The sequence below is a fragment of the Variovorax sp. MHTC-1 genome, assembly GCF_003984645.1.
Classification (GTDB): domain Bacteria; phylum Pseudomonadota; class Gammaproteobacteria; order Burkholderiales; family Burkholderiaceae_C; genus Variovorax.
Window position 1 is genome coordinate 1 of sequence record NZ_RWKI01000002.1, and the last position, 15,972, is coordinate 15,972.

Annotated in this window: 16 protein-coding genes; 8 read left to right on the forward strand and 8 right to left on the reverse strand. The window is 69.4% G+C overall.

Features of this window, described 5'->3' with window-relative positions; translation table 11 throughout:
- Positions 1–156: 156 nt before the first annotated feature.
- From EJI01_RS03305 to EJI01_RS03330, 6 genes are all read right to left on the reverse strand, one after another.
- Positions 157–1,362, reverse strand: a complete 1,206-nt coding sequence (locus EJI01_RS03305) for an OmpA family protein (protein WP_185878797.1) — start codon at positions 1,360–1,362, stop codon at positions 157–159.
- Positions 1,359–2,963, reverse strand: coding sequence for a serine/threonine-protein kinase (locus EJI01_RS03310; RefSeq protein WP_185878798.1), 1,605 nt, complete (start codon positions 2,961–2,963; stop codon positions 1,359–1,361). Before EJI01_RS03310 ends, EJI01_RS03305 begins: the two co-directional genes overlap by 4 nt.
- 95 nt (positions 2,964–3,058) lie before the next feature.
- Positions 3,059–3,526 (reverse strand): TerB family tellurite resistance protein, encoded by a 468-nt coding sequence (locus tag EJI01_RS03315; RefSeq protein ID WP_126835701.1) that lies wholly within the window; start codon positions 3,524–3,526, stop codon positions 3,059–3,061.
- Positions 3,527–3,534: 8 nt separating this feature from the next.
- Positions 3,535–4,908, reverse strand: coding sequence for a sensor histidine kinase (locus EJI01_RS03320; RefSeq protein ID WP_126835702.1), 1,374 nt, complete (start codon positions 4,906–4,908; stop codon positions 3,535–3,537).
- On the reverse strand, positions 4,905–5,564 hold the full coding sequence (locus EJI01_RS03325; protein WP_126835703.1) for a response regulator transcription factor: 660 nt from the start codon (positions 5,562–5,564) through the stop codon (positions 4,905–4,907). The genes EJI01_RS03320 and EJI01_RS03325 overlap by 4 nt, the downstream gene beginning before the upstream one ends.
- Positions 5,565–5,798: 234 nt before the next feature.
- Positions 5,799–6,566, reverse strand: a complete 768-nt coding sequence (locus tag EJI01_RS03330; RefSeq protein ID WP_126835704.1) for a pseudouridine synthase — start codon at positions 6,564–6,566, stop codon at positions 5,799–5,801.
- A 221-nt stretch (positions 6,567–6,787) separates the two neighbouring features.
- Here EJI01_RS03330 and EJI01_RS03335 point away from each other — a divergent pair, with 221 nt between their 5' ends.
- The 4 genes from EJI01_RS03335 to EJI01_RS03350 all read left to right on the forward strand — a co-directional run bounded on the left by EJI01_RS03335 (position 6,788) and on the right by EJI01_RS03350 (position 9,751).
- A complete protein-coding gene (locus EJI01_RS03335) occupies positions 6,788–7,000 on the forward strand; it encodes a hypothetical protein (RefSeq protein WP_126835705.1) in 213 nt (70 codons plus the stop codon).
- 150 nt (positions 7,001–7,150) lie between these two features.
- Positions 7,151–8,113: a Bug family tripartite tricarboxylate transporter substrate binding protein gene (locus EJI01_RS03340; RefSeq protein ID WP_126835706.1), complete on the forward strand. Its 963-nt coding sequence runs from the start codon at positions 7,151–7,153 to the stop codon at positions 8,111–8,113.
- A gap of 2 nt (positions 8,114–8,115) precedes the next feature.
- The gene (locus EJI01_RS03345; protein WP_126835707.1) at positions 8,116–8,964 is read left to right on the forward strand and encodes an AraC family transcriptional regulator; all 849 of its coding nucleotides are present in this window, start codon (positions 8,116–8,118) and stop codon (positions 8,962–8,964) included.
- Positions 8,965–9,028: 64 nt separating this feature from the next.
- Positions 9,029–9,751 carry a B3/4 domain-containing protein gene (locus EJI01_RS03350; protein ID WP_126835708.1) on the forward strand — a complete coding sequence of 241 codons (723 nt, stop codon included), beginning with the start codon at positions 9,029–9,031 and terminating at the stop codon, positions 9,749–9,751.
- A 16-nt stretch (positions 9,752–9,767) separates the two neighbouring features.
- On the opposite strand, the gene EJI01_RS03355 is transcribed toward EJI01_RS03350, so the two are convergent.
- Positions 9,768–10,532, reverse strand: coding sequence for an SDR family NAD(P)-dependent oxidoreductase (locus EJI01_RS03355; protein ID WP_126835709.1), 765 nt, complete (start codon positions 10,530–10,532; stop codon positions 9,768–9,770).
- Positions 10,533–10,632: 100 nt separating this feature from the next.
- Here EJI01_RS03355 and EJI01_RS03360 point away from each other — a divergent pair, with 100 nt between their 5' ends.
- Complete coding sequence (locus EJI01_RS03360; RefSeq protein ID WP_126835710.1) at positions 10,633–11,277, forward strand: SOS response-associated peptidase family protein; 645 nt, start codon at positions 10,633–10,635, stop codon at positions 11,275–11,277.
- 4 nt (positions 11,278–11,281) lie between these two features.
- Here EJI01_RS03360 and EJI01_RS03365 read toward each other — a convergent pair whose 3' ends face one another.
- A complete protein-coding gene (locus EJI01_RS03365) occupies positions 11,282–12,022 on the reverse strand; it encodes a Crp/Fnr family transcriptional regulator (RefSeq protein WP_126835711.1) in 741 nt (246 codons plus the stop codon).
- An 85-nt stretch (positions 12,023–12,107) separates the two neighbouring features.
- On the opposite strand from EJI01_RS03365, the gene EJI01_RS03370 reads away from it, so the two are divergent.
- From EJI01_RS03370 to EJI01_RS03380, 3 genes are all read left to right on the forward strand, one after another.
- Positions 12,108–14,060 (forward strand): AMP-dependent synthetase/ligase, encoded by a 1,953-nt coding sequence (locus EJI01_RS03370; protein WP_126835712.1) that lies wholly within the window; start codon positions 12,108–12,110, stop codon positions 14,058–14,060.
- Between the two features lie 58 nt (positions 14,061–14,118).
- Positions 14,119–14,907 carry an ABC transporter ATP-binding protein gene (locus EJI01_RS03375; protein ID WP_126835713.1) on the forward strand — a complete coding sequence of 263 codons (789 nt, stop codon included), beginning with the start codon at positions 14,119–14,121 and terminating at the stop codon, positions 14,905–14,907.
- Between the two features lie 135 nt (positions 14,908–15,042).
- Positions 15,043–15,972: a branched-chain amino acid ABC transporter permease gene (locus EJI01_RS03380; RefSeq protein WP_126835714.1), complete on the forward strand. Its 930-nt coding sequence runs from the start codon at positions 15,043–15,045 to the stop codon at positions 15,970–15,972.

Genomic DNA, 15,972 nt, shown 5'->3' on the forward strand with positions numbered 1-15,972 from the left:
GTTGCCCAGCCAAGGGGCCGTCTGCGGCGTTGCCCGCGCTTGCGAGGCGCAAGCCTTGCTGCGCGCGGGCGCCTTGCATCCAGCCCCTTGGCTGGGCAACGCGATCCCCGCAAATAGCGTTAACAGGCCCTAGCCGGCGGCCCGCCCCGGCCCGTATCAACCGCAGCCCACGATCCTGAACTCGACCCGGCGGTCCAGCGCATCGACCGCGTCGTCGGTGCCGCTGCCGATGATGTTCTCGCGGAAGCCCTTGCCGCTGGGCGTGGTGCGATCGCCCAGCACGGTGGATTCGCCGACCAGCCGCTGGCGGATGTAGCGCGCGCGCTGCATCGACAACGTGTCGTTGAAAGCCACCGAGCCGGTGCGGCTGGTATGGCCGACGATGTCCATGCAGACGCTGGCATCGGCACTCGCCTTGGCGATCTCGCGCAGCCACATGGCGTAGGGGCTGCTGATCTTGGCGTCCGACCAGAACACGGTGCCGCCGGGATTGAACAGGAACTTCACCCCGAGCTGCCGGTTGGCGATGCCGTAGGCGACGATTTTGCCGAAGGCCTGCTCGGCCTCGGACGTTCGGCCCAGCTTGGCCGAACTCAGGTAGATGCCGTTGAGCACGCGCAGCTGTTCGCCGTTGCTCGTTGCGCCGGCGGCGCTGTACCGGGCCAGCGCCTCCTCGTAGCGCTGGGCGTTGTAGTGCGTGGTGGCCTCCCCGATCAGCGGCGCCACCGCGAGGCGCTCGAGGTAGTAGGGGTCTGCACGCTGACCGGGCGGCGTGGCGGTGGTGCGCACGTAGCTCTCGACCACCAGGTCCTTGGTGGGCACGGGCGTATCGCGGTCGTAGGGCAGCGGCGTGTGGTCCAGGCCGTCGTCGCGCGCCACGGCCGAGGACTGCGCGGCCACTATGCCGGTCGCCAGCTCGGTCAGGGCCAGGTCGATGCGCAGCGGGCTGCGCGACTCGCTGACCGACAGCCGCGTCATGGTGCCGGTGAGCAGGTAGCGGGCCCTGCCCAGGTTCGCGCTCTGAAAGGGCAGTATCTCGATCGCGTCGTGCTTCGAGTCCATGCGCTCGCTGACCCGATCCTGCAGCAGCCGGGTGGCCACGGTCTGCTGGGCGCTGCCGGCATCGATCATCGGGTCGAGCACCACGCCGCGCTTGGCGCCCATCCTGGCGATGAAGGCCGGCTGTTTCTGCGTCTGCATGACGAGGCCGTCGGTGGCCTGCGCGACGGCCTCCTCGAAGGGCAGTTCGCCCTTGGGCGGTGCGGCGGGGGGCGCGGCGCAGCCGGCCAGCCCCCAGGCGAGCAGCATGGCGCCGGACCCGAACACGGCCGGCAGCCAACGAGCGAGAGTCGTGGTGATCATTCGCATCCTCTTCTCAGCAGGGCGGCCTCCCCGGGCAGCAGGGGTCCGAGCGAGGCCCGTTGAAGAATCTCGGCGCAGCGGTCGTCCTGCGGCACGGCGTCGGTCCGCGCGATCTGTGCCGGAGCCGGCGCCGCGGCTTGCTCGAGCGCCGGTTCCGGTGTCGCTGCCGGCGTCTCGCGCCGCGGGCTGCGCCGGGCTTCGCGGCGCATCTCGCGACGCATCTCGCGCGGCGCCGGAGGTGCGCGCTCGATCGACACGCTCGCCTCCGGGGTCGGCGTCGGGGTCGGCGCCGGCTGGATGCCCAGCGCACGCAGTGCGGCGTGCGCCGCATCGGACGGCTCTTCCGAAGCGTCGCGCGGGACCGGCGGCCATGCAGCGATCGCGCGCGCCGGCGCCTCGGGTGCCGCTGGCAGGGGACCGGTCCGCACGGGCTTTGCCGGCGCGGAGCTCGCTTGCGGCGGGCTCGCGGGCGCGGCCGCCAGCGAGGCCTGCGGTGCCGTGGGTGCCGGAGCGCCGAAGCGGTAGTAGCCGGCAGCGGCCAGGCCGACCAGCAGCACCGTCGCCGCCAGCGCAGGGACTTTGATCCTGCTGCCGCGGCGTGTCGCCGGCGGCGGCGCCGAGCGCGCAGACCTGGTCTTCGCGTCGCCCAGCTGCGCCCGGAACTCGGCCACGCTCTGCGGCCGGTTGTGCGGGTGCAGCGCCATCGCGGCATCGATGGCGGCCAGGAAGGTCACGCTGTAGCGGCCGCGCGCGAGCTCGGACAGCGGCTGCAGCGGCGTGCCCATCAGGCGCTCGATGGAGGGGACCGGTGGCCGGCCGCTGATCGCCATGTACACCACGCCGGCGAGCGCATACAGGTCGGTCCATGCGCCCTGCTTCATCGAGGCGCCGTCGCCGCACTGCTCGATGGGCGCGAAACCGGGCTTGAACACCACGGTCGGCGACGCGCCCATTCCGTCGACCACGCGCCGCGCGGCGCCGAAATCCAGCAGCACGGGGCCGTCGTCGGCGAGCAGGATGTTGTCCGGCGCGATGTCGCGATGGAAGCAGCTCAGCGCATGCATGGTTGCGAGGGCATCGAGCAACGGGTGCAGCCAGCCGAGGATTTCGTCCTCGTCGGGCGGACGGCCCAGCTCGGCCAGCGCGCGGGCGAGCGTCGGGCCCGCGTAGTACGGCATCACCATGTAGGCCGTGCCGTTGCCCTCCCAGAAGTGCAGCACCCTGACCAGCGCCGGATGATCGAAGCGCGCCAGGATCCGCGCCTCGTGGACGAAGCTGCGCATGCCGATGCGGAAGCTGTTGCCGTGGCGCTGCGACTTGAGCACCACGCCGGGCGAGGCGCTGGCGCGCGAAGCCAGGACCGCCGGCAGGTATTCCTTGATCGCGACATGCTGCTCGCGGACATGGTCCCAGGCCAGGTAGACGATGCCGAAGCCGCCCTCGCCGATGGGTCCGACGATCTCGTAATCGAGCAGCCGCGTGCCCTCGGGCAGGGTGTGCGCGGTGTCGCGGGCAGGTGCGTCCCAGTCCGGCGCGGGCGTGTCGTGTGCGCCGAAGCCCGCCGCCGGGCCGGGCATGGTGCGCATGTCGAGTGTGATCACGGAGGACCCCCAGTCGTGAGCGCCCACTCTACTTCGCACAGAGTACGAAAGCATTCACCGGAAGCACTAGCCGAAAGGAGGCCCGGCCTGTGCCCTCAGTCTTCGCCGGCTGCTTGCTGCGCCCTCATCTTGGCGTGCACATAGGCGCCGTGCGGGATGTAGAGCAGGTCGGCGACCTTGCGCATCACGTGGTTCTCATGCGCGCCAAGGGTGCCGTCGGCATAGGCGACACGCCACATGTGCTCGATCATGCGCAGCTTCTGCTCCATCTCGAAGGATTCGTTGATCCGCGAAGTGAAGCTGAAGAAGTCCGTGGCGCGCTGCGCGGTCTGCTCGGCGAGCTCCAGCAGGCGCTCGATCTCGTCGTCGGCCAGCGCGAACTTGTCGCGCAGCGCGGCGATGACGGCGCGGCGCTCGGCCGCCCCGAGTTCGGGATCGGCGCGCATCACCTCCACCAGCAGCACGGCCGTTGCCAGCTGCAGCAGGTGCTGCCGGTGCTGCGCCGAGTCGGCGGCCTCCGGCGGCCGGATGGCATCGAAAAGGTCTTTCAGGGTCTTCAACATGGCGAGGCTCAGCCGCTCAGGTACACGCGCGCCACCAGCCCGGTGCCGCCGCGCTCCCCGTCGCTGCGGTTGGAGAGCGCGATGCGCAGGCCGTTGCGCAGCGCCGCGGTGCGCGCGATCGCGAGGCCGAGGCCGCTGCCGCCGACGGAGGTGCCGGGCACGCGGAAGAAGCGATCGAAAACGCGCGCCATGAACTCCTCCGGGATGCCCGGCCCGTTGTCGACCACGTCGACCACCGGCTGGCCCTGCACCTCGTGCAGCCGCACGTCGACCACGCCGCCTTCGGGCGCGTGGCGCAGCGCGTTGTCGATCAGGTTGTCGAACACGCTGCGCAGCTCGGCGGCCGGGGCTGTGACCAGGGGCGCCACCTCGCCGTCGAAGCCGACGTCGATGCGGCGCCGGTCGGCCACCACCATCAGCTGGCCCAGGCTTTCGCGCAGGAGCGCCGCAACGTCGACCTGCTCGGGCGCCGCGGCCGGCGCCGCGCTCTCCTGGCGCGACAGGCGCAGCAGCTGCTCGATCAGGTGCTGGGCGCGCGTGACGCCGGCCTCGAGCTGCCGGAAGCGCTCGGCCGCATCGCCGGGCGGCACGTGCGCGCGCAGGTTCTCGAGCTGCAGCCCGATGGCGGCGACCGGCGTGCGCAGCTCGTGCGCGGAATCCTGCACGAAGCGCCGCTGCGTCGCGAAGGCGTCGCGCAATCTCGCGAGCAGGCTGTTGAAGGCGGCGACCAGCGGCGCGATCTCGTCCGGCACGCGCGCGAGCGAGAGCTCCGACAGGCTGCGCTCGTCCTGCGCCGCCACCTCGCGCGCGACCGCATGCAGCGAATACGAAGTGAGCCACACCACGAGCCACAGCACCGCCAGCGAGACCGGCAGCAAGAGCACGATCGGCAAGGCCGCGAACAGGGCGCGGTGCTTGACCTCGTGGTGCAGGAAGCTGCCGCTCTGCACGATCTGGACGCGGGATTGACCGGCCCGCGTGCCCGGCGCCGCGGTGTAGACGCGCCAGACATCGTCGTGGCGCGTACCGGTGCGCACGTCGCGCAGCCCGGGTTCGGCCTGCAGCGGCACCTCGAGCTTGGGCCACGAGCTCGCGAGCAGCCGGCCGTCGGCGCTCCAGATCTGCACGATGAAGGCGCCCCACTTGAAGATGCTCTGGTCGGCCAGCGGCTGCAGGGCCGGCGTGCTGTCGTTGGCTGCATAGGAATTGGCCAGCAGCTGCATTTGGTCGTCCATGAAGGTATGGACCATACGGCCGTAGCTCACGTAAGAGGTCCAGGCCGCCGCGCCGGCCGCGATCAGGTGCAGCGACACCAGCCACAGCAGCAGCTTGCCGCGCAGCGAGCAGGGCATGTACCACGGGCGCGGGTGAGCCTTCTTCATGCCGCCGCCACCCGCCATCCGAGCCCGCGCACATTGCGGATCGCCTCGGGCCCGAGCTTGCGCCGCATGCCGTGGATCAGCACGTCGACCGCATTGCTCGTGACTTCTTCGCCCCAGCCGTAGATGCGGTTCTCCAGTTGCTCGCGCGAGAGGATCGCGCCGGGCCGTTCCAGGAGCGCGTGCAGCAGCGCGAACTCGCGCGCCGTCAGCGCTTCGCGCGTGCCGTTCTGCAGCACTTCGCGCGTGGTCAGGTCGAGCTGCAGCCCGTTGCCGCCGATCACCGAGTGCGCGGCGCCGTCGCGGCGCCGGATCACGGCGCGCATGCGCGCCAGCAGCTCGCGGAACTCGAAGGGCTTGAGCAGGTAGTCGTCGGCGCCCAGGTCCAGGCCCTGGATGCGGTCTTCGAGACCGTCGCGCGCGGTGAGCACCACGACCGGCGTGGTGTCGCCGCGCTCGCGTGCGCGGCGCAGCACCTCGGTGCCGTCCTGCTTGGGCAGGCCGAGGTCGAGCAGCACGCAGGTGTAGCCGCCGTCGGCAAAGGCGCTCTGGGCCAGCGCGCCGTCGCGCACCCAGTCGACCGACCAGCCCGCTCCCTCGAGGGCATGCATCAAGCTGCTGCCGATCATCTCGTCATCTTCTACCAGCAGCGCGCGCACGGAACCTCCTCTTTCAGGAAAACGATGAAGGCTACACGCGGATTGTTAGCGTGTCATGAGGGGGGGTTGGGGTTGGGGCTGGGTGACGGTGAAGGCGCTTAGTTCGTACGTTTCGCCTGAGTTGAGGCCGGAGCCGGGAGTTCGCCCCGGCTCCGGCCTCAGCAAAGAACAGCAACGATTCAAAGGCCCAGTGCCCTCACCCCCACCCCTCTGCGCTCTGCCGCGCACCCTCCCTCAGAAGCGTTCGTGCGGCCCCAGGTAGCGCCATTGCCCCACGGGCAGATGCCCCAGCACCACGCGGCCGATGCGGATGCGCTTCAGGCCCACGACCTTGAGCCCGACCAGCTCGCACATGCGCCGGATCTGGCGCTTCTTGCCCTCGGTCAGCACGAAGCGCAGCTGCTCCGGGTTCTGCCATTCGACCTGCGCTGGCTTGAGCGGCTGGCCGTCCAGACTCAGGCCATGGCGCAGCAGCGCGAGCTGCTCGCGCGGGAAGGCGGCCTGCGAGTTCTGCGCCACCGGCCCATAGGAAACGCGCACCAGGTATTCCTTCTCCATCTCGGAGTCCTCGCCGATCAGCTGGCGTGCCACGCGGCCGTCCTGCGTGAGCACCAGCAGGCCCACCGAATCGATGTCGAGCCGGCCGGCCGGCGCCAGGCCGCGCAGCTGCGGCGGCGAGAAGCGGTTGCGGCTCGGGTCCTCGCGCCAGTGGGTGCGCGGGTTGATCAGCACCACCGCCGGCTCGTGCTCGTCCTCGGCCTGGCCGCTGACATAGCCCATCGGCTTGTTCAAGAGGATCGTGACCTGTTGCTGCTGCTGGTTCTGCGCCTTCCTGTCGACTTCGATGCGGTCGGCCGGGGCCACCTTCACGCCCATCTCGGCCACCTGGCCGTTGACCTTGACCCAGCCCTGCGCGATCCAGTCGTCGGCTTCGCGGCGCGAGCACAGGCCGAGCTCGGCCATGCGTTTGTTGAGGCGTGAGAGGGCGGGCGCGTCGGTCATGCGGCAATTGTCACGGCAAGGGCGTCAGTCTCGGCAGGCGTGCATAAAAACGGGGAACAGAGTCGGCGAGAGGCCGTAGAGAAAGCGTAAAACGCAGGTCGTGCGTATCGCACAAAAGCACTGCTTTTGTCGGCGGCGCGCGCGCTTTTGTGAATTCGTTGCTATCCGTTCGTCCTCTGCCTGCGTACAACCCGACGCATGGATGGAAAGACGAGGACACCATGGACACGGAAGCCATTGCACTGATCGTCGACGAGCCGATCGCCGGTCATTTCTACTGGGTGCTGCAGAAGCAGGACGGCTCGGACTGCCGCCCCGTCGATGCCGCCGAAGGGCCGATGCCGACCTACGGCGCGGCCATGATGGCCGGCATCGCCGCGCTGCAGCGCCGCAGCGATGCGCGCACCAACCCCGGCGCACAGACCCTGCACTGAGCCCCGGCTTCCCGCGCCCCAGCGCGCGGGAATTCGCGATTCGATACGGCAGCCATCTCGAATCGCGTACCCTTCATTGCTCCCGATCCGGCACACTCGCCGGCCTATCGCGCAGCATTCAGGCTGCGCCTGAAACGAAGAGACAACCCCATGATCCGAAAGCTGCTGACTTCCGCGGTCCTGGCACTGGCGTTCGCCGCCGTGCAGGCCCAGCCCTATCCCGCCAAGCCGGTGCGCCTGATCGTGCCCTTCCCGCCCGGCGGCGGCACCGACATCCTGTCGCGGCTGGTAGCGACCAAGCTCACCGAAGTCAGCAAGTGGACGGTGGTGCCCGACAACCGCGCCGGCGCCGGCGGCACCATCGGCATCGCCGAAGCGGTGCGTGCCGCGCCCACCGGCTACGAAATGGTGATGGGCCAGAAGGACAACCTGGTCGTGGCGCCCTGGCTCTACAAGAACCTCAGCTACGACCCGACCAAAGACCTGACGGCCGTGGCCCACGTGGCCTACACGCCGGTCGTGATCGTCACGCGCGCCGAGTCGAAGTTCAAGACGCTGGCCGACGTGGTGACCGCGGCACGCGCCGCGCCGGACAGCATCACCTACGGCTCGCCCGGCAACGGCACCACCATCCACCTGGCCGGCGAGATCTTCAAGACCGCGGCCAACATCAAGATGCGGCACGTGCCCTACAAGGGCTCCAACCCCGCGCTGATGGACGTGCTGGCCGGCAACGTCGACCTCATGGTGTCCTCGCTGCCCTCGGCCATGGGGCAGATCAAGTCCGGCAAGCTGCGCCCGCTGGCCGTGACATCGGCGCGCCGCAGCAGCTCGCTGCCCGAGGTTCCGACCGTCGCCGAGCTGGGCTACAAGGACTTCGACGTCAGCACCTGGTACGGGCTCTTCGTGCCGGCGGGCACCCCGAAGGAGATCATCGCCGCGGTGAACGCCGAGGTGAACAAGCTGCTGGCCACGCCCGAGATGAAGGCCGCGATCATCGCCCAGGGCGCCGAGCCGCAAGGCATGACGCCCGAGCAGTTCGGCACGCTGCTCCAGACCGACTACCTGAAGTGGCGCGACATCGTGAAGGCTTCGGGCGCGACGATCGAGTAGCGATGGCCTCCTCCGCGCCCCGCCACCGGTGCCGCGTGATGGCCTCGCCCTGGCCGGGCGTTCACAGCGTCCACACCGACAGCGCGCGCAGCTTCGCCAGGCACTCGCATGCGAGCTTCGGCATCGGCGTGCTGGCGCAGGGGGCGCACAAGTCCGCCAGCGGACGCGGGCAGGTGGAGGCCTGCGCGGGCGACCTGCTCGCGAGCTATCCCGGCGAAGTGCATGACGGGCGGCCCGTGCAGGGACAGACGCCCCGGCGCTGGCACATGGTGCACCTGGAGGCCGAGGTCCTGGCCTCGATGACCGGGCCGGAGCGTCCAGCCGGCGAGGTGGAATGGACGAACCCCGTGATCCGCGATGCGCGGCTGCGCGCCGTGCTGGTCCGCCTGCTGCAGCGGCTGGACCGCTGGGACGCGGGCCGGCGCACCGATGCGGATGCGCTGGCGTGCGAGGAGTCGCTGGTGGAGGCCTGCGGCCTGATGCTCGCGCATCACGCCAACGTCGCGCCCCTCTTGGAGGTCGATCGCGAGCTCTCGCAGGTGCGCGAGCGCATCGCCGACGAGCTGCTCGCACCGCCCTCGCTGGCCGAGCTCGCATCCATGGCAGGGCTCGGCAAGTACCAGTTGCTGCGCCGCTTCGCCGCCGCCTACGGCATGCCGCCGCACGCGTGGCTGCTGCAGCAGCGCGCGGAGCGTGCGCGCCACCGCATCCGCGCGGGCGACACGCTGGCCGCGGCCGCGCTGGCCAGCGGGTTCGCCGACCAGAGCCACATGACGCGCATCTTCGCCCGGCAGTTCGGCTTCACGCCGGGGGCCTGGCAGCGCGCCGCCGCCGCGCGGCGGCTGCAATAACGTTCAAGACGCGGGCGGCCTCGCGGTCGAGACTGGGTGCCTGTTCATCTCAGGACGTGAAGCCGTGGCTCATGCTTTTTTTCATAGCGACGAGATCTGGTCCGCGCATCCCGCGCTGGCGCCCTGCGCATGGGTGGTCGGCGGCGTGACGCCCCGGCTGGATGTGAGCGCGCAAGTAAAGGCACAGCAGTCGATCGCGCGTGCGCGTCTGGCCGAGAGTCCGGAAGGCGAGTTCCCGGAGATCCAGGCCTGGCGACGCGTGTTCTCGTCGATGGGCCAGAAGCCCACCCAGGTGCGCTGCGCTGCGGAATCGCTGCTGCGCCGTTTCCGCAAGGAGGATGCCTTGCCGCCGCTGCATCCGCTGGTGGATCTGTGCAACGCGCACTCGATAGCCTTCGCCACACCGATCGCGGTCTTCGACCTCGCGCACATCGCCGGGTCGCTGGAGGTGCGCTTCGCGGACGGCAGCGAAAGCCACGAGGACTTCGCCGGCGTGCACGAGCCGCCCGCTGCCGGCGAGATCGTCTTTGCGGATGCGCATTCGCACGCGCACGCGCGGCGCTGGTGCCACCGCCAGAGCGCGCGCTCGGCCGTGCGCGGCGAAACACAGCAGGTGCTGATCGTGGCGGAAGCCATCCACGCGTCGGCCGGCGCGGACATCGCACGCCTCGAGGACGTGCTCTCGCGCGCGCTCGGCGATGTCGGCTGCGCGGTCGAGGCGTGCAGCCTGCTGAGCCGCGCCGCGCCGCGCATCGCGCTGCCGGAACGGCCGGCGACGCCCGGCTGAAGCGGGATGCAGCAGGTCAGCCGGCGTCCCGGACGTCGGCCACCGGCTGGCTGCCGAAGTCCGTACGCGCCAGGTACTCGAGCACCTTCGCCGCCGCGGTGGCCGGCGTGTCGAGCTGGCCCTCGGCCTTCAGCCGCTCGAAGCGCGCACGGTCCGGGAACATCTCGGCCTCCGCCCCGCGCAGCTGCACCTGCATGTCGGTGTCGATGACGCCGGGCGCGAGCGAGACGATCTTCGCTCCGCCGCCCAGTGCCGCTTCCTCCAGCGCCACCGCGCGCGAGAAGTGGTCCATGCCGGCCTTGGCCGCGCAGTAAGGCGCCTGGCTGGCCATCGCATTGCGGCCGAGGCCCGAGGAGATGTTGAGCACGCGTCGTTCGGCACGCCAGCCCTGGGTGTCGGCGAGGAAAGCCGAGGTCAGCAGCATCGGCGCCTCCAACCCGACGCGCAATGCGTGCGCCAACTCCGCCGGCACCGCTTGCGACAAGGGGCGCGGGCGGCCGATGGTGCCGGCGTTGTTGATCAAGGTGACGCTGTCGAAAGCGTTCGCATCCAGCGCCTGCAGCCATGCCGAAAGCCGCGCCGCGGCCGCGACCGGCTCGGCCAGGTCCTGCTGCCATTGTTCGAGCTCGGCGCCGGCCTCGCGGGCGCGCGCGGCAAGCTGCTCGTCGGCCCGGCGCGAGATGCACAGCAGGCGCTGCCCGGGCTGCAGCAGTTGTTGGGCCATTGCGCGGCCGAGGCCGCGGGATGCACCGGTGATGACGGTGAGCTGGGATGAATTCATGCGCGATCTCGTGAAATGGTTCATTGACGGCGAACTGCCGTGCGATTTCGATGCTAATGGCGAGTTGACTAAACGCGACGCCGCTTTCTAAAGTCGGCCGATGCCGATCCAATACGAGCCCACGCGCGACCAGCGCCACTACAGCGACTTCGGTGTCGCTTGTCCCGTGCAGGCGCCGCTGGTTCGGCCCGGCGAGCAAGGGCTGTTCATCCGCCGGCCGCGCGCCGACCGCGAGGGCAGCGCCGCGGCGGCCCGCTTCGAGATCGCCCCGGGTCGTTGGGGCCTGATCCCCCTCTTCGCCAAGGCGCGCGAATACCCTTTCACCTTCGAAGCGCGCGGCGAGACCGCCGCCGGCGAGCGCAATTTCTACCAGCCGTGGAAGCGCGGGCATCGCTGCGTGGTTCTGGCCGACGCGCTGTTTCGCCGCGGCGAGCACCATGAGGCCGTGGTGCGCGTCTCGCGTGCCGACGGCCAGCCGCTGGCGATGGCGGGACTATGGAACGGATGGCGCTCGCCGGAGGGCGAGTGCGTGGAGAGCTTCGCCTTGCTGACGCTGCCCGCGCTCAATCCGCGCGAGCAGCGCTGGGTGGTCTTTCTTCGCGAGGCGTGGATCGACGACTGGCTGCACTGCCCGGTCGAGGAAACGGCCGCCTACCTTCGGCCCTATGCCCAGGACAAGCTGGTGCGCCGGACCATCCTGCACGACCCGAGCATTCCCCTGCCGGAGCGGGGGCCGGCCGCCTGAGGCCTCAAACGCCGCCCTTGCCTCCCACCGCCCCCACGCGCAGGGCCGTGAGGTCGAGCACCCGAAGCCCGCCGTATTCGACACGGATCGCGCCCTGCGCTTGCAGGGTTCTCAAAGCCTCGTTGACGCGTTGGCGCGAGAGCCCGATGAGGTAGGCCAGCTCCTGCTGCGTGATGCGCAGCAGCTCGCCCACGCCCGGGAACAGCACCGGGTTGAACAGTGCCGCGAGATTGCGCGCCACGCGCGCATCGGGGTTGTTGAGCCGGTCGGCCTCGCGCGCGGCGATGAACTGGCCGAGCCGCTCGTTGAGCTGGTTCATCACGAAGCGGTTGAAGCCGATCGAGTGGTCGAGGAGCCAGTGGAAGTCGTCGATCGGCAGGCCTGCCACGACGCTTCGGCGCAGCGCCTGGATGTTGTAGCGGTAGGGCTCGCGCTTGAGCGCCGTGCCTTCGCCGAACCAGCCGCCCGGCGGCAGGCCGCTGTAGGTCATCGAGGTGCCGTCTGCGTTGTCGTTGCTCATCTTGAGCAGCCCCTCGACCACGCCGAACCAGTAGGTCGGCGCACGGCCGATGCGGCACACCAGGTCGCCGGGCTCGGCGTCGCCGACCACCACGGCCGCTTCGGCGCGGCGCCGCTCGAGCGGCGTGAGGGTGCGCAGCCACGGGATGTTGGCCAGCTCTTCGAGCGTGGCCGGTCGCACGCGATCGCGTATCGACGAAGTGCCGCTTGAACTGCCAGGGGTCATCGGGAAACTCCGGGGAGGGGTGTCCCTAGGATTGTCGTTGAAACGACAAGCTGACGACAAGCTTGGTTCTACAGTCCGCCCCATCGTGCAGACCAAAGCCAACACTTTTCCCCGCCTGCTGCTGGACCATGCAAAGCAGCGACCCGACGCGCCGGCCGTGCGTGAGAAGGACCTCGGCATCTGGCAAACCTGGAGCTGGGCGATGGTGGCCCGCGAGGTGCGCGAGATCGCCTGCGGGCTCGCCAGCCTGGGCTTCAAGGCCGGCGACAACCTCGCGATCGTCGGCGCCAACCGGCCGCATCTCTATATGGCGGTGCTCGCGGCGCAAAGCCTGCGCGGCGTGCCGGTGCCGCTCTATCAGGACGCGGTGGCCGGCGAGATGGTCTTCATGCTGGAAGACGCATCGATCGAATTCGTGATCGCCGAGGACCAGGAGCAGGTCGACAAGCTGCTCGAATGCCGCGAGCTGAAGAAGCAGGGCGCCGGCATCGGCCACATCGTCTACGACGACCCGCGCGGACTGCGCCACTACGACCAGGCCGGCCTGCTCGGCTACGACAAGCTGCGCGAGCTGGGCAGCGCCTTCGATGCCGCGCACCCGCGCTTCTTCGACGAGAGCGTGGCGAGCGTGGAGCCCGGCGACGTGGCGGTGATCCTCTACACCTCGGGCACCACCGGCCGACCGAAGGGCGTGTGCCAGACGCATGCAAGCTTCATCGCGGCGGGCCGCGGCGGCGTCGAGACCGACCGTCTCGGCCCCGGCGACAACATCATGAGCTACCTGCCGATGGCCTGGGTCGGCGACCACCTGTTCTCGGTGGCGCAATGGCTGGTCGGCGGCTTCACGCTCAATTGTCCCGAGTCGAGCGAGACCGTGATGAACGACATGCGCGAGATCGGGCCGAGCTACTACTTCGGCCCGCCGCGCACCTTCGAGGGCCTGCTCACCGCGGTATCGATCCGCATGGAAGACGCGGCCGCGTCCAAGCGCTGGCTCTATGCGAAGTTCATGGCGCTGGCGCAGCGCGTGGGCGCGGACCTGCTGAACGGCGCGCCGGTCGGCTTCGGCGACCGGCTGCTCTATGGGCTCGGCAACCTGCTGGTCTACGGGCCATTGCGCAACGTACTCGGCATGAGCCGCATCCGAGTGGCCTACACCGCGGGCGCGGCGATCGGCCCCGACCTGTTCCGCTTCTACCGCTCGATCGGCGTCAACCTCAAGCAGTTCTACGGCCAGACCGAGACCTGCGCCTACGTGTGCCTGCAGCAGGACGGCAAGGTCAAGCTGCAGACCGTGGGCAGCGCGGCGCCGGGCATCGAGCTCAAGATCGCCGACGACGGCGAGGTGCTGGTGCGCGGCGTGTCGGTGCTCAAGGAGTACTACAAGCGGCCCGACGCGACGGCCGAGGTGCTCGATGCCGACGGCTACTTCCACACCGGCGACGCCGGCGTGATCGACGCCGAAGGCCACCTGCGCATCATCGACCGCGCCAAGGACGTGGGCCGGCTCGCCGGCGGCGCGATCTTCGCGCCCAACTACATCGAGAACAAGCTCAAGTTCTTTCCGCAGATCAAGGAAGCGGTGTGCTTCGGCAACGAGCGCGACGAGGTCTGCGCCGCGATCAACATCGACTACGAGGCGGTGGGCAACTGGGCCGAGCGGCGCGGCCTGGCCTACGGCGGCTACGTCGACCTCGCGGGCAAACCCGAGGTGCTGGCGCTCATCGGCGAATGCATCGCGAAGGTCAACGCCGATCTCGCCGGCGAGGACGGCATGGGCGAGACGCAGATCGCGCGCTTCCTGGTGCTGCACAAGGAGCTGGACCCCGACGACGACGAGCTTACGCGCACGCGCAAGGTGCGGCGCGGCTTCATCGCGGACAAGTACCGCGTGCTGGTCGATGCACTCTACGGCGGCAAGACCGAGCAGTACATCGAGACGCAGGTCAAGTTCGAGGACGGGCGCACGGGCGTGGTGAACGCGACGCTGAAGATCGTGGAAGCGAAGACCTACCCGATCCTGAAGGCCGCTGCATGAGACGCCGGGCCGCTCCCAAGTCGAATAGCACCGCAGCGCGCAGCGCGGAGGCTACCGAATGAGCAACCATCGCAAGATCGGCGAGGTCATCCTCGACGTCCAGAACATCTCCTTGAGCTTCGGCGGCGTCAAGGCGCTGGCCGACATCAGCTTCGACGTGCGCGAGCACGAGGTGCGCGCGATCATCGGCCCCAATGGCGCCGGCAAGAGCTCGATGCTGAACTGCATCAACGGCGTCTACCAGCCGCAGCAGGGCTCCATCACCTTCCGCGGCCAGACCTTCCACCACATGAACCCGCGCCAGGTGGCCGAGATGGGCGTGGCGCGCACCTTCCAGAACCTGGCGCTGTTCAAGGGCATGAGCGTGCTCGACAACATCATGACCGGGCGCAACCTCAAGATGAAGAGCGGCCTGCTCGCCCAGGCGCTGCGCTGGGGCCCGGCCGAGCGCGAGGAGATCGCGCAGCGCGAGTTCGTCGAGCGCATCATCGACTTCCTCGAGATCCAGCTGCACCGCAAGACGCCGGTAGGACGCCTGCCCTACGGGCTGCAGAAGCGCGTGGACCTCGGCCGCGCGCTCGCCATGGAGCCGCAGGTCCTGCTGCTCGACGAGCCGATGGCCGGCATGAACGTGGAGGAGAAGCAGGACATGAGCCGCTTCATCCTCGACGTGAACGACGAGTTCGGCACCACCATCGTGCTGATCGAGCACGACATGGGCGTGGTGATGGACATCTCCGACCGCGTGGTGGTGCTCGACTACGGCAAGAAGATCGGCGACGGCACGCCGCACGAGGTGCGCAACAACGAAGACGTGATCCGGGCGTATCTGGGAACGGAGCATTGACGATGGACGGATGCCGCTTTCCGCATTGCTCCTTCCCCCTCTGGGGGAAGGCTGGGATGGGGGCACGCACCGGCGCGCCCACCGCTTGCGCCCACCCCAACCCTCCCCCAAACGGGGAGGGAGAAAGACACTGACATGGGCTTTTTCCTCGAAACCCTGTTCGGCGGCCTGATGGTCGGCATGCTCTATGCGCTGATCGCGCTGGGCTTCGTGCTGATCTTCAAGGCCTCGGGCGTCTTCAACTTCGCGCAAGGCGCGATGGTGCTGTTCGCAGCGCTCGCGATGGCGCGCTTCGCGGAATGGGTGCCGGTCTGGAGCGGCATCGACAACCCCTGGTTCGCCAACATCGCGGCCTTCGTGCTTGCGGGCGCGCTGATGTTCGCGCTCGCCTGGGCGGTGGAGCGACTGGTGCTGCGCCACCTGGTCAACCAGGACGGCGCCACCTTGCTGATGGCCACGCTGGGCATCGCCTATTTCCTCGACGGGCTGGGCCAGACGATCTTCGGCAGCAACATCTACAAGATCGACATCGGCATGCCCAAGGATCCGATCTTCGCCTTCGACACGGTGTTCCAGGGCGGCATCCTGCTCAACAAGGAAGACCTGATCGCGGCGGTCATCGCGGCTGCGCTGGTCGTGCTGCTGTCGCTCTTCTTCCAGAAGACCGGCACCGGCCGCGCGCTGCGCGCCGTGGCCGACGACCATCAGGCGGCGCAGTCCGTCGGCATCCCGCTCGCGCGGATCTGGGTCACCGTGTGGTGCGTGGCGGGCCTGGTGGCGCTGGTGGCCGGAATGATCTGGGGCAGCAAGCTGGGCGTGCAGTTCTCGCTGGCGACGGTGGCGCTGCGCGCGCTGCCGGTGGTCATCCTCGGCGGACTGACCTCGGTGCCGGGCGCCATCCTCGGCGGGCTGATCATCGGCGTGGGCGAAAAGCTGTCCGAGGTCTACCTCGGCCCCTTCGTGGGCGGCGGCATCGAGATCTGGTTCGCCTACGTGCTGGCGCTGGTGTTCCTCCTGTTCCGGCCGCAGGGATTGTTCGGCGAGAAGATCATCGATCGGGTCTGA

Coding starts and splice junctions, on each gene's coding strand:
- EJI01_RS03340 (WP_126835706.1), top strand. CDS start 7,151: ATGATCCGAAAGCTGCTGACTTCCGCGGTCCTGGCACTGGCGTTCGCC.
- EJI01_RS03320 (WP_126835702.1), bottom strand. CDS start 4,908: ATGAAGAAGGCTCACCCGCGCCCGTGGTACATGCCCTGCTCGCTGCGC.
- EJI01_RS03380 (WP_126835714.1), top strand. CDS start 15,043: ATGGGCTTTTTCCTCGAAACCCTGTTCGGCGGCCTGATGGTCGGCATG.
- EJI01_RS03335 (WP_126835705.1), top strand. CDS start 6,788: ATGGACACGGAAGCCATTGCACTGATCGTCGACGAGCCGATCGCCGGT.
- EJI01_RS03375 (WP_126835713.1), top strand. CDS start 14,119: ATGAGCAACCATCGCAAGATCGGCGAGGTCATCCTCGACGTCCAGAAC.
- EJI01_RS03360 (WP_126835710.1), top strand. CDS start 10,633: ATGCCGATCCAATACGAGCCCACGCGCGACCAGCGCCACTACAGCGAC.
- EJI01_RS03305 (WP_185878797.1), bottom strand. CDS start 1,362: ATGATCACCACGACTCTCGCTCGTTGGCTGCCGGCCGTGTTCGGGTCC.
- EJI01_RS03345 (WP_126835707.1), top strand. CDS start 8,116: ATGGCCTCCTCCGCGCCCCGCCACCGGTGCCGCGTGATGGCCTCGCCC.
- EJI01_RS03365 (WP_126835711.1), bottom strand. CDS start 12,022: ATGACCCCTGGCAGTTCAAGCGGCACTTCGTCGATACGCGATCGCGTG.
- EJI01_RS03355 (WP_126835709.1), bottom strand. CDS start 10,532: ATGAATTCATCCCAGCTCACCGTCATCACCGGTGCATCCCGCGGCCTC.
- EJI01_RS03330 (WP_126835704.1), bottom strand. CDS start 6,566: ATGACCGACGCGCCCGCCCTCTCACGCCTCAACAAACGCATGGCCGAG.
- EJI01_RS03315 (WP_126835701.1), bottom strand. CDS start 3,526: ATGTTGAAGACCCTGAAAGACCTTTTCGATGCCATCCGGCCGCCGGAG.